The following is an 11,974-nucleotide window of genomic DNA, read 5'->3' on the forward strand; positions in this document are numbered from 1 at the left end:
CCGGGATTGAGGAGAGGTTCCGGTCGTTTAACGGGAACCAAAATGCTGGACGTTCTGGGCGAAGCCAATAGCGCAGCCTTGATCGGGCTGTTGGGCGGCCTGGCCCTGGGGCTGGCCGCGCGGCTGGGACGATTCTGCACGCTCGGCGCGATTGAGGACGTGCTCTATTCCTCGGATGATCGCCGGATCCGCATGTGGGGCATCGCAATCGGCGTGGCCATCATAGGCACGCATTTCGCCATGGCCGGCGGCTTGATGGACGGAACCGCCACCGCGTATCTCGATAGGGTCTGGAACCCTTTGGGCACCATCGTCGGCGGGCTGATGTTCGGCTATGGCATGGCGCTGTCGGGCAATTGCGGCTACGGCGCGCTGGCGCGGTTGGGGGGTGGCGACCTGCGCTCTTTCGTGATCGTGATCGTGATGGGGCTGTCGGCCTACTTGGTGATGTCCGGCCCGCTGGCCCATTTCCGCGTCTGGCTTTTCACTGTCGAGGAAGGTGCGACATCGCCCCAGGGGTTCAGCCAGTTGGCGCAAGTGCACCTGGGCATCGGCCCCGCGCTGACCGGTCTTCTTCTGGGCGGGACCATCCTGGTATTTTCCCTCGCCAGCGCCCGGATGCTGCGCTCGCTGAATATGGTGTTCTGGGCCGCCGTGGTGGGCATGGCCATCGTGCTTGGCTGGGTCGGCACCTACTGGGTGGCCATGACGGGGTTCGAGGCCGAACCGATCGAGACCCATTCCTTTGCCGCGCCCATCGGAGACACGATCTATTACGCGATGACCGCCTCGGGCAACAGCCTGTCGTTCAGCGTGGGGTCCGTGCTGGGCGTCGTGATCGGGGCCTTCATCGGGTCCTGCTTCAAGGGGCATTTCCGCTGGGAAGCCTGCGAGGACCCGCGCGAATTGAAGCGGCAGATCTTCGGTGCGGCGTTGATGGGGCCGGGTGCGATTTTGGCGGTGGGGTGCAGCATCGGACAGGGGGTTTCGGCCTTCTCGGTGCTGGCCTTTTCCGCGCCGGTGGCGTTTCTGGCGATCTTCGCCGGGGCCGCGCTGGGGCTGAAACAGCTGATCACCGGGTTCGCGCCGGCGGAATAACCAAGCCGGCGGAACAACCAAGCCGGCGGACAAAAAAAGGCCGCGCCGGGATGGCGCGGCCTTGATTGATTGCGACAGGACGGTCTCAGCCCAGCACGTTTTTCACGACCTTGCCCAGCTTGGTGGCCACTTCGTCGGCCTCTTCGCGGGTCATGCAGAAGGGCGGCGCAAAGCCAAGGATATCGCCCTGCGGCATGGCGCGTGAAATCACGCCTTCCTTGACCAGTTCACCGGCCAGCCGTGCGCCGACCTTCTCGGAGGCGTCGAAGAACACGCGGTCATCGCGGTCCTTGACGAACTCGACAGCACAGAGAAGGCCCTCGCCGCGCACTTCGCCAACGTGAACGTGGTCGCCCACGGCCTCGGTCAGCGCCTTCTTGAAGTAGGCCCCAACCTCGCCGGCGTTTTGCACGAGCTTCAGGTCGTCGATCAGCTTGAGGTTGGCGACACCGGCGGCGGCCCCGATCGGGTGCGCCGAGTAGGTCCAGCCGTGGCCGATGGGGCCGTTCTCATCCGTGCCTTGTTCCAGCACTTTCCAGACCTTGTCGGACACGATGGACCCGGACAGGGGCGCATAAGCCGAGGTCAGGCCCTTGGCGATGGTGATGATGTCGGGCTTGATGCCGTAATGATCGGAGCCCATCATGCTGCCCAGGCGGCCAAAGCCGGTGACGACCTCGTCGGCGATCAGCAGGATGTCGTGCTTGGCCAGCACTTCCTGGATCGCGGCCCAGTAGCCTGCCGGCGGCGGCACGAGGCCCCCGGTACCCAGCGCGGGCTCGCCGATGAAGGCGCCGATGGTGTCGGCCCCCTCGCGTTCGATCAGCGCCTCCAGCTCGGCCACGCAATGAGCGACGAACTGTTCCTCGGTCTGGTTCACATCGGCGCGGCGATAGTAATAGGGCGCCTCGGTGTGCAGCACCTGCGCCAGCGGCAGGTCGAACTTCTGGTGAAAGAGGTGCAGCCCGGTCAGCGAGCCGGTCATCAGGCCCGAGCCGTGATAGCCGCGCCAGCGCGAGATGATCTTTTTCTTCTGCGGAAGCCCACGGATGTTGTTGTAGTACCAGACCAGCTTGATGTTGGTCTCGTTGGCGTCCGAGCCCGACAGGCCGAAATAGACTTTCGACATGTGGTCCGGCGCGCGGTCCAGCACCATCTTGGCGAGCGTGATCGCCGCCTCGGTGCCGTGGCCGACATAGGCGTGGTAATAGGCCAGCTCGCGGGCCTGTTCGGCGATGGCGTCGGCAATCTCGGGCCGGCCATAGCCCACGTTCACGCAGTAAAGCCCCGCAAAAGCGTCGAGCAGACGGTTGCCGTCGCGGTCCTCGATATGACAGCCGGAGCCACCGGTCACGATGCGCTGCGGCGCCTCACCCCGGGCGAATTCCGCCAGGTGGGTCGAGGGATGGAAAAAGTTCTCGCGGTCCCACTGGTCAAGTTGATCGTTCTTCAGCATTCGTACTCTCCTTAGCCCCAATCGCGGCAGACGTATTTGATTTCCATGAACTCTTCCATGCCCTTTCGGGCGCCCTCGCGGCCAAGGCCGGATTGCTTGACCCCGCCGAACGGGATCGGCGCGCCGGTGACCTTGGTGCGGTTGACCGCGACCATGCCGAACTGCAGCGCACGGCTCAGCCGGTAGATGCGGCGCGGGTCGTGGGCGTGGACGTAAGCCACAAGGCCGTATTCGGTGTCGTTGGCACGGCGGATGGCTTCGTCCTCGGTCTCGAACGGCGTGATCGGCGCGACGGGCCCAAAGGTTTCCTCTCGCATGATCTCGGCCTCGTCCGGAACATCGGTCAGCACGGTCGCGTCGTAGAACAGCCGCCCGAGCGGATTACGCTTGCCGCCGCAGGCCAGTTTCGCGCCTTTTTCCAAGGCGTCGGCGACATGCGCCTCCTGCTTGGCGACGGCGCCTTCGTTCATCAGCGGGCCGAGATCGCAGTCATCCATGCCGACGCCAATCGTCAGCGCCTGTGTCGCGTTGGTGAAACGCGTGCAGAATTCATCGTAGATGCCGCGCTGGACATAGATGCGGTTCGCGCCCAGGCAGTCCTGACCGGACGTGGCGAACTTGGCCTTGATGGTCTCGGCGACGGCATGATCGAGGTCGCAATCGTCGAACACGATCACCGGGGCATGTCCGCCCAGTTCCATCACCAGCTTCTTCACGGTTTCCGCCGACGCGCGGTAGAGCAGCCGCCCGACCTCGGTCGAGCCGGTGAAGGACAGGGCCCGCACCCGCGAGTCGTCGGTCCATGGCGGCACCACGGTCGAGGCGCGGCCCGTGACGACGTTGAATACCCCCGGCGCGACGCCCGCGCGTTCGGCCAATTCGGCCAGTGCCAGCGCCGAGAACGGTGTTTCATGGCTGGGGTGCGCAACGATGGTGCAGCCGGCGGCAAGGGCCGCGGCGGCCTTGCGCGTCAGCATGGCCGAGGGGAAGTTCCACGGCGTGATCAGCGCCACGACGCCCACGGGTTCAAGCCACAGTTCGACCTCGGCGGTGTTCAGATGGCTGGTGACGCCCTCGATGTTGGGGCGCTTTGCCTCTTCAGCGTAGAATTCGACGAAGGACGCGGCGTAGTCGATCTCGCCCCGCGCCTCGGACAGGGGTTTGCCCTGCTCGGCGACCATCAGCTTGGCGAGGTCCTCTCGGTTCTCGATGATCAGGTCGAACCACCGGCGCAGGATCGCGGAGCGGTCCTGTGGCAGCATGGACGACCACTTCGGAAAGGCGTGCTGGGCGACGGTGACGGCCTCGGCGCTTTCATCGGCAGAAAGGCTGGCAACCTCGCCAACGACCGCGCCATCGGCGGGATCTGTCACGGTCAGGGTGCTGCCATCGGCGGCGGCGACCCATTTGCCACCAACATAGGAAAAGTTGCGCACGAGGCGCAGGTCTTCGATCAGGCGCAAAGACGTGTCGGGCATTGTGTCCTCCTTTGACTTGCGGAGGTTTTATATGGTTTGGGCAATGGGTGAGCCTGAATGAACCTGCCGTGGAAGTGGATTTTTCTGCAAATTGCAGCAGGCACAGAAGAATCTACTGCGCACCCAGAATCACGTCGATGGGCGGGGCGGTCAGGCCCTTGACCGGCTTGGTCACGACATAGCTGAAATACCGCGCCATCCCGATCCGGTCGTTGAGCATCTGGTCGACAAGCCGCTGATAGGCATTGATGTCGGGGGTCACGATCTGCATCAGGTAATCATAGCCGCCGCCGATGCCCCAGCAGGCGACGATCTGCGGATACTGCTGCACGGCATCCTCGAAAATGCGGAATGTCGCGGCGGTATGATCGGTCAGTTCCACGGCCACGAAGACCGTTACGTGCGGGCCGATTTTCCGCAAAGCGATCTCGGCGCGGTAGCCGCTTATCAGACCCGCCTTTTCCAGCCGCTTCAGTCTTTCCCAGCACGGCGAGGCCGACAAGCCCACACGCTCGGCAAGCGCGGCTTTCGTGATCCGTCCGTCCTCGGTCAGGACCTTGAGGATCTCGATATCGCGCGCGTCCAGCCGTGTCATGGTCGGGTCAGGTCCGAATACGCGTGCCCGCATCGGGCAGTGCCGCGCGGACGTGACTGGCGATAGCGGTATCCTGCGCCCCGGTGCCGGTGAGATCGCAGATGGTGATGTCCTGCGCCGACTGTCGGCCCCGGGCCTTGCCGGCAATGATGTCTCCCAGCTCCGGCGGGGTGGCGCCCGTCAGAACCCCCGCGGCCCGGGCGGCTTCCAGCTCGCCGCTGGTTTCGCATTGGCTGACCCGATCACAGGCGTAAAGGTCCGCGGCCGCGATGGCCTGCGGGTCGATCTCGTTCTTGCCTTCCTGGTCCGAGCCCATGGCGGTGATGTGAAGACCGGGATGAAGCCAGTCGGCCATCAGCACCGGGGATCGCGCTGGCGTGGTGGTGACGACAAGCTGGCTGTCGGCCACCAGCGCGGCGGGATCGGTGACGGCCTCAGCCTCGATTTCCAGTGCCGCGGCAAGATCCTCGGCACAGGCGGCGGCCTTGTCGGCGTCTCGCCCGTGCACGAGCACGCGCTTGAAAGGACGGACCAGATGTGCGGCCTGCATCTGAAGCCGGGCCTGCACGCCGGTTCCGATGACGCCTGCTGTCTCAATCGTGTCCGGGGCGAGGTGCCGCGCGGCCACCGCACCCGCGGCCGCCGTGCGGATGTCGGTCAGATAGCCGTTGTCCAGGTAGACCGCTTCGACCAGGCCCGTCTTGGCTGAAAACAGGATCATCAGGCCGTTAAGGCTGGCAAGACCCAGTGCCGGGTTGTCGAAAAAGCCGGGGCTGACCTTGATGGCGAAACCGTCGAAGCCGGGGATATACGCGGTTTTCACGTCGACTTCGGCGTTGACCTGCGGCAGGTCCATGGAAAGGATTGGCGGCATCACGACATCGCCGCCCGCCAGCGCGGCGAAGGCGCGTTCGATGACATCGACCATGTCCACGTCAAGCCGGATCGCCGCGCGCAATTCGGCCTCGGTCACGATCTGGATTTCATGTGACATAGGTGTTCCCTTTCACCAGCGTGTCGCCAAGCTGAATGTCCTCACCGGCCATGATTCGGTGAAACATTCCCATATCGAGGTTGCGGCCCGTGATAATCGTACCGATCGGCCCCGGCATCTCTGGTAATTTGCCAGCCAGAAGCGCGGCGATTCCGACAACGCACGCCCCTTCCGCCACGATCCGGTCCTCGTAGAACAGCACCTGCATGGCGTGATAGATCTCTTCCTCGGTCACCAGCACGGTGTCATCGAGGTAATCGCGGCACAGGGCGAAAGACAGCTTGTTGTTCATCCCGATCCCGCCTCCAAGGCTATCCGCGAGGCTTGCGACCTCTTCGACCTCGACAGGCCGACCCTCGGCAATGGAAGCATGCATGGCGGCGCCTCGATCCATGCTGACGCCGATGACCTTGATCTGCGGGTTGATCGTTTTTGCCGCGACGGCAACGCCCGCCGCCAACCCGCCGCCTGACAATGGCACAAGGATCGTGGCCAGATCGGGACGCGCCTGCAACATTTCCAGCCCGATGGTCCCCTGCCCTGCGATGACATGCGGATCGTCGAAGGGTGAAATTTCCACCAGCCCCTCGGCCTCGACCAGCCTCAGACTTTCGGCCAAGGCGTCGTCCTGGCTTTTACCGCAGGTCCGCACCTCGGCGCCCAGGGCCTTTATGCCGTCCACCTTGGCGTGCGGCACCAGGTTCGACATGCAGACCACGGCGCGCAGTCCGCGGTGCGCGGCGGCATAGGCCACGCCGCGCCCGTGGTTCCCGGTCGAACAGCACGTGACGCCTTCAACATCCTCCGGCAGGTTCATCACCGCGTTCACCGCGCCGCGCAGCTTGAACGCGCCGATAGGCTGCATGTTCTCGAGCTTCATCAGGAATTCCGCGCCCGACTTCTGCGTCATGAAGGGGGACGGCACGAACGGGGTGTTGTCGGCAATTCCCGCAATCGTCCGTCGCGCGGCAAGGATGTTGGACAACGCAAATGCCAAGTGGAAACTCCTCTGGCTGTTAGCTTTGCAGACCCGGAAGTGCTGAGACCCGGTCCCTTTTGGAACAAGATGCGGGATGCGATGGGTCAAACGCAACCGGAATGCGCCGCGGCGCGGTCAGTGGGGCGGATTCCCTGGGCGATTACACGCTTTCGGTTGGTGCCGGCCCGAGCACGGGTGACGGACAGACCGATCGGTTTGAACCGGACAAACGCCTTTGGCTTTGCGACCAGAAAGGCCATTGGCTTGCAGCTCAGGTTGGGTCCCTAAAAGACACGTCACCGTCCTGGCTGGCTGAACCCGGCCCAAAAACAAGACCGCCCCGGTGACACACATCACGGGGCGGTCCAGTTGCCTTCAGTTCGGGAAAGTCAGGCGGCCGCCTTGCGCCGGTTTTCCGCCAGCCGGGTATCAATGATCTCGGCGGTCTCGTCGGCTTCTGCCATTGGCTGCCCCATCTGGTCCGCAATCAGCTTGACCAGCAGATCCACGCGCTCGATCTCTTCGGCACCGCTTTCGATGGCACGCGCGGCCGAGGATGGCTTCAAGAGGCCGTTCGCGGCATTCGCGTATTTTTCGAAGGGAACCTGATCTTCTTCGTCTGCCCCAAGCGCCGTCACAAGGTCGCATACCTTTTTGTAGATCGACTGCGACTCGAGAAGGTCGCCGTGCACGGCTTCCTTGATGGGACGCGCGCCGTCGCGCTGAACACAACGGTAGTTTCCGGTCAGAAGCATGGCCCATTTCGCGAACGGCACGAACAGCGAGTCGAACAGCCGAAGCTTAACGGGTACATCTTTACCATCCACGCGCACCGCTTCGATCTTCTCCTCCAACTCGCGCACGATGGCGGTATGCGCCGGGTCTTCGAAAGGTGCAGCCTTGAAGTTGGTGGGCAGACCGACGTGCAGCACGTTGGGGCCCTCCTCGGGCGGGCGGAACGCCTGCGGGTCGGGGCTGCAAAGCGAGACGAGGCCCGGCTTGAAACCCTCCCACGGCTCAATGCTGTTGAATGCTGGCCGCAGCGCGTCGGCATCCAGCTTTTCGATGCGCTTCAGATACGGCAGCGGCGGCATGTTCATGATCGACATGCAGGGCCGCTCGGCCGCCGCAATCCGCTTCATCAGCTTCGAGATCTCGTCGTTGCCGTATTGCGGTTCGGACATGGCGAGGGCCACGAGGTCATAGTCTTCGGGGATCACGTCGCCAGGTGCCTTTGCATCCAGCGTGCCGGGCAGGTCGCCGGATTTGAACGCGCGGTGCTCGTCTTCGTCGCGAAGTTTGATGCGCACTTCGGTGCCGTGCTCGTTGATGATGTCGGCCGTCGCCTGGCGACAGACCAGCGTGACGTCCTGGCCGGCCATCAACAGTTTCGTGCCCAGCAGCGAGCCGTAGGATGCGCCCAGAATAAGAACCTTGCGAGCCATGATGCGATCTCCTTGTTATTCACTGCGCAACATAATTGCGTGAACAGATTCTTCTACAAAATTCGTGTAAATGTGTTATTGATAATACTTACACTCCACTATTCTGTAATTTTGTAAAGTTTACCCCATGTCAAAGACTTTCATCGGACCAAAGCTGCGCCAGATGCGCATCGCTCGCGATATGACCCAAGCAGAAGTCGCCGAGCGTATCGGGATCAGCCCGGCCTATGTTAACCTCCTGGAAAACAACCAGAGAAGCCTCTCGGTCAAAATGCTTCTGGCCATTTCCGAGACGTTCGAAGTGGACGTCAAGGAACTGACAAAAGACGATAGCGCCCATATGCTGGCCGACCTGCGCAACGCCTTCGGCGACACCACGCTGGAAGGCGATCCGCCGGACGTGCAGGAGCTGCGCAGCGCGATCGACCGCGCCCCCGCGCTTGTCGATCATTTCCTGCAACTGCACCGGGCGCATCGCGCTGCGCTGAGACTTATCATGCGCGGCGGGATGGATGGCCGGGATGAACAGATGCTGAACGCCTCGCCCGAAAACGCGATCCACGATTTTTTCCGCAAGAACAGCAATTATTTCGCCGTGCTCGAGGTGGCCGCCGAAAATGCCCGGCGCGAGATTCCGGTCGCGCCCGAATCGCTCTTTGTGGACATGCGCGCGGGGCTCAGGAAACACCACGGTGTGTCCGCCGAGGTCCGACCGCTGGAAGAAATGGGCGAATCGCTTCGGATCTACGACGAGAAGAGTCGCACGCTGCATCTGTCGCAAGCGCTCAATACAGAGAACCGCGCATTCCAGATGGCGCATGTGCTGGCTTTCCTGACAGAGGGCCGGATGATTGCCAAGATGGCCCGGAACGCCCAGGCCGACCCCGAACGGGTCCAGCCCCGGCTTGAGGTCGAACTTGGCAATTATTTCGCCGCCGCGTTCCTGATGCCCTACGAGCCGTTCCTGAAGACCGCCGAGGAGACGGGCTATGACATCGACCGCATCGCGCTGGCCTTCGGCGTGACGTTCGAGCAGGTCTGCCACCGCCTGACGACAATGCAGCGCGACAAGGCGCAGGGGATACCGTTCTTCCTGTTGCGGCTGGACCGTGCGGGCAACGTGACCAAGCGGTTCAATGCGACGTCGTTCGATCTGGCGGAATATGGCGGGGCCTGCCCGGTGTGGAACGTGCACGCCGCCTTTTCGGTGCCCGGCGTGATCTTTCCGCAATTCGTCGAGATGCCGGACGGGCAGCAGTTCTTCTCGATCAGCCGGACGGTCCACCGGCCCGTGTTCAGCGCGGAAACCCAGGATCGGCGCCTGACGCTGACGCTGGGATGCGAGGCCCGGCACGCGCACCGCCTCCGCTATGCCGCCAGCTTCAAGATCGACGATCCGACGCTTTATCAGCCGATCGGCATCAACTGTCAGCTTTGTCCGCGCCAGGCCTGTTCGCAGCGCGCGCACCAACCGTTGTTCATCAACCTGCCGATCGACGCCAACCGGCGCGGCTCCACCCGCTACGAAAGCTGACGGCGTAAAAAAGCCTGCCCCCCGGGAGATCAGGGGGCAGGCGTTGGGCGTCGCGGTAAGCTGCGTGGCCCGTATCAGGCCTGGCTTTCCGCCGCCTTCTTGCGCTTGCGCATGATGCGCTGCACGACCGGGAACAAGACCAGCGCCAGTGCAAGGCAGATGCAGACCAGCGAGATCGGTCGGGTGATGAACGTGGTCGCGTCACCCTGAGCCGAGATCAGCGACTGGCGCAGCGACCGTTCGGCCAAGGGCCCCAGAACGATGGCCAGTACAGCCGGCGCCACCGGGTAGTTCAACTTCCGCATCAGGTAGCCCACCACGCCGATGATCAGCATGATCCAGGTGTCGAACATCCGGTCGGTCGTGGCGAAGACCCCCAGCACGCAGAGCGTGAAGATGATCGGCGTCAGCAGGGTGAACGGCATCGCAAGAACCCGGATGAAGATCGGGATAAGCGCGATGTTCAGGATCACCGTCACCGCGTTGGCCACGTACATCGAGCCGATCAGGCCCCAGACGAAATCCGGGCTTTCGGTGAACAGCAGCGGCCCGGGGCGCAAGCCCCAGATGATCATGCCGCCCAGCAGGATCGCCGTGGTGGGCGAGCCGGGAATGCCCAGCGTGATCATCGGCAGCATCGAGCCCGTCGAGGCCGCGTTGTTGGCCGATTCAGGCGCGGCCACACCGGCCACGTTACCCTTGCCGAAGCTGTCGGGATCCTTCGAGAAGGTCTTGCTGAGACCATAGGACATCAGCGCCGCAGGGGTGGCCCCCGCCGCGGGCAGCGTGCCCACGAAGAAGCCGAGGAACGAGCCGACCCAGGTCGAGTTGATGTATTCCCGGATCTGCTTGAAGTTGGCCTTCATCCGCGACATCGAGATCTTGACGTTGTGCATCTGGACCTTGCCGCTGGTGGATTCCAGCGTCCAGAGCATCTCGCCCACACCGTAGATGCCGATCGCCAGCACGAGGAAGCCGATGCCGCGCTGGAATTCGACCATGTCGAAGAAGATCAGGCGCGGGCTGCCCGAGATGATGTCGAAGCCGACCGCGGCCAGCACGAGGCCCAGAAGGATCGAGAAGATCGTCTTGGGTATGTCGTCCCCGCCCAGCCCGATGAAGGTGGCGAAGGCCAACAGCATCAGCGCGAACTCCTCCTGTGGTCCGAACTTCAGCGCGAAGGCAGCCAGAGGCGGCGCGAAAAGCGTGAAGAGGATGATCGAGACCGTGCCGCCGATGAACGACGCGATGGCCGCGGCCATGAGCGCCTGGTCGGCCTTGCCGGCCTGGGCCATAGGTCGCCCATCGAACACCGTCGCCACGGCCGTCGAGGCCCCTGGAATGCCCAGGGTGATCGAACTGATCGCCCCCCCGTACATCGCCCCGTAATAGAGCGCGGCAAGGAAGATGATCGCCGTCGTCGGCGGCACCAGGAAGGTGATGGGCAGCAGGATCGCCACCCCGTTGACCGAGCCGAGGCCCGGCATACAGCCCACGAACAGCCCCGCAAGGCAGCCCGCGAAAATCATCATCAGGTTCAGGGGCTGAAACGCCTCAAGAAGGCCTGCTGTCAATGATACAAGTATCGTTTCCATTTGTCGTCAGACCTCTCAGTAGAACCATTCGTAGCGGAAGTTGTCGATCCAGAGGAAACCGTCCTCGAAGATCGGCAGACCCTTCGGCAAATACTTCGTCAGGGCCACCTCGAAGAGCAGGTAGACGAAGATCGGTGTGCCGATTGCGAATGCCAGGGTCATCGGCCAGGAATGCCGCCCCATGAAGCGCACGAAGAAGAGCATGAAGACGATCAGCGCCAAGTAGGTGCCGATGAACGTCATCATGATCAGCAGTGCCAGGATCGACCCCGCCGAGATCGACACGAGGAAAATCGTGTCTTTCGAGATGTAGGGATCGGTGCTGCGCGACTCGGGCGTCTTTTTCTGCGCCCACCGCACGAGTGTGGCGACGGAAGCCAAGGCCATCCCCGCCGACAACCAGAACGGCCACATGCCTGCACCGGGACCTCTGCCCCTGACCCAGCCGATACTGAGGTCGTCTGTGTATACGTTTAGCATCAGGCCGAGCGACACTATCAGTGTCGTGATGGCCATCAGAAGTTCCGCTGTCCGGACCGTCATTCTCTTTGGCTCCGTATAAATCGTTTGCGATCTTTCGAGGGGGCGTGTCCCTGCCGGACGAATCTGCCCGCGCCCGGATCGTCAGGCATCCAGGTGCAGGGCCCGGTACATCCGGACCCCGCTGTTTTCAGGACTGTCTTATTCGCCGGTGATAGACGCGGCGCCGACCTTTTCGATCAGCTTCTCGTGCGCGACCTTCTGGTTCGCGTGGAACGTGGCAAGGTCCTCGCCTTTCATCATCGTCTCGCAGGTCAAAC

At 63.0% G+C, this 11,974-nt stretch carries 10 protein-coding genes; 2 read left to right on the forward strand and 8 right to left on the reverse strand.

Translation table 11 applies throughout. The annotated features are described in order from the left end of the window. Nucleotides 1–42: 42 nt before the first annotated feature. Nucleotides 43–1,098: a YeeE/YedE family protein gene (locus PVV74_RS20550; protein ID WP_274594484.1), complete on the forward strand. Its 1,056-nt coding sequence runs from the start codon at nucleotides 43–45 to the stop codon at nucleotides 1,096–1,098. An 85-nt stretch (nucleotides 1,099–1,183) separates the two neighbouring features. On the opposite strand, the gene PVV74_RS20555 is transcribed toward PVV74_RS20550, so the two are convergent. The 6 genes from PVV74_RS20555 to PVV74_RS20580 all read right to left on the reverse strand — a co-directional run bounded on the left by PVV74_RS20555 (nucleotide 1,184) and on the right by PVV74_RS20580 (nucleotide 8,045). Further along, complete coding sequence (locus PVV74_RS20555; protein ID WP_103761938.1) at nucleotides 1,184–2,554, reverse strand: aspartate aminotransferase family protein; 1,371 nt, start codon at nucleotides 2,552–2,554, stop codon at nucleotides 1,184–1,186. Between the two features lie 11 nt (nucleotides 2,555–2,565). Next, entirely contained in the window at nucleotides 2,566–4,032 is a 1,467-nt protein-coding gene (locus PVV74_RS20560) for an NAD-dependent succinate-semialdehyde dehydrogenase (RefSeq protein ID WP_103761937.1), read from the reverse strand. Between the two features lie 112 nt (nucleotides 4,033–4,144). Next, nucleotides 4,145–4,627, reverse strand: coding sequence for an Lrp/AsnC family transcriptional regulator (locus tag PVV74_RS20565; protein WP_274594485.1), 483 nt, complete (start codon nucleotides 4,625–4,627; stop codon nucleotides 4,145–4,147). Nucleotides 4,628–4,634: 7 nt separating this feature from the next. Next, entirely contained in the window at nucleotides 4,635–5,621 is a 987-nt protein-coding gene (locus tag PVV74_RS20570) for a cyclodeaminase (RefSeq protein ID WP_274594486.1), read from the reverse strand. Further along, on the reverse strand, nucleotides 5,611–6,618 hold the full coding sequence (gene eutB / locus PVV74_RS20575; protein ID WP_274594487.1) for a hydroxyectoine utilization dehydratase EutB: 1,008 nt from the start codon (nucleotides 6,616–6,618) through the stop codon (nucleotides 5,611–5,613). The genes PVV74_RS20570 and eutB overlap by 11 nt, the downstream gene beginning before the upstream one ends. Before the next feature lie 371 nt (nucleotides 6,619–6,989). After that, nucleotides 6,990–8,045: a ketopantoate reductase family protein gene (locus PVV74_RS20580; protein ID WP_103761933.1), complete on the reverse strand. Its 1,056-nt coding sequence runs from the start codon at nucleotides 8,043–8,045 to the stop codon at nucleotides 6,990–6,992. A 127-nt stretch (nucleotides 8,046–8,172) separates the two neighbouring features. Here PVV74_RS20580 and PVV74_RS20585 point away from each other — a divergent pair, with 127 nt between their 5' ends. Then, on the forward strand, nucleotides 8,173–9,579 hold the full coding sequence (locus PVV74_RS20585) for a helix-turn-helix domain-containing protein (protein ID WP_274594488.1): 1,407 nt from the start codon (nucleotides 8,173–8,175) through the stop codon (nucleotides 9,577–9,579). A 74-nt stretch (nucleotides 9,580–9,653) separates the two neighbouring features. Here the strand turns inward: PVV74_RS20585 and PVV74_RS20590 are convergent, their stop codons facing one another. Together PVV74_RS20590 and PVV74_RS20595 are read right to left on the reverse strand one after the other, a co-directional pair. Continuing rightward, nucleotides 9,654–11,111, reverse strand: coding sequence for a tripartite tricarboxylate transporter permease (locus PVV74_RS20590; protein WP_274594493.1), 1,458 nt, complete (start codon nucleotides 11,109–11,111; stop codon nucleotides 9,654–9,656). Nucleotides 11,112–11,189: 78 nt separating this feature from the next. Next, a complete protein-coding gene (locus tag PVV74_RS20595; RefSeq protein WP_103761930.1) occupies nucleotides 11,190–11,717 on the reverse strand; it encodes a tripartite tricarboxylate transporter TctB family protein in 528 nt (175 codons plus the stop codon). Nucleotides 11,718–11,974: the final 257 nt, after the last annotated feature.

It is taken from the genome of Roseovarius sp. SK2, from assembly GCF_028807495.1.
Taxonomy (GTDB): Bacteria; Pseudomonadota; Alphaproteobacteria; order Rhodobacterales; family Rhodobacteraceae; genus Roseovarius; species Roseovarius confluentis.

What these genes read in the sequence shown, in the direction of transcription:
- PVV74_RS20590 (WP_274594493.1), bottom strand. Translation starts at nt 11,111, where the DNA reads ATGATGATTTTCGCGGGCTGCCTTGCGGGGCTGTTCGTGGGCTGTATG.
- PVV74_RS20595 (WP_103761930.1), bottom strand. Translation starts at nt 11,717, where the DNA reads ATGACGGTCCGGACAGCGGAACTTCTGATGGCCATCACGACACTGATA.
- PVV74_RS20565 (WP_274594485.1), bottom strand. Translation starts at nt 4,627, where the DNA reads ATGACACGGCTGGACGCGCGCGATATCGAGATCCTCAAGGTCCTGACC.
- PVV74_RS20585 (WP_274594488.1), top strand. Translation starts at nt 8,173, where the DNA reads ATGTCAAAGACTTTCATCGGACCAAAGCTGCGCCAGATGCGCATCGCT.
- PVV74_RS20570 (WP_274594486.1), bottom strand. Translation starts at nt 5,621, where the DNA reads ATGTCACATGAAATCCAGATCGTGACCGAGGCCGAATTGCGCGCGGCG.
- PVV74_RS20555 (WP_103761938.1), bottom strand. Translation starts at nt 2,554, where the DNA reads ATGCTGAAGAACGATCAACTTGACCAGTGGGACCGCGAGAACTTTTTC.
- PVV74_RS20580 (WP_103761933.1), bottom strand. Translation starts at nt 8,045, where the DNA reads ATGGCTCGCAAGGTTCTTATTCTGGGCGCATCCTACGGCTCGCTGCTG.
- PVV74_RS20560 (WP_103761937.1), bottom strand. Translation starts at nt 4,032, where the DNA reads ATGCCCGACACGTCTTTGCGCCTGATCGAAGACCTGCGCCTCGTGCGC.
- PVV74_RS20550 (WP_274594484.1), top strand. Translation starts at nt 43, where the DNA reads ATGCTGGACGTTCTGGGCGAAGCCAATAGCGCAGCCTTGATCGGGCTG.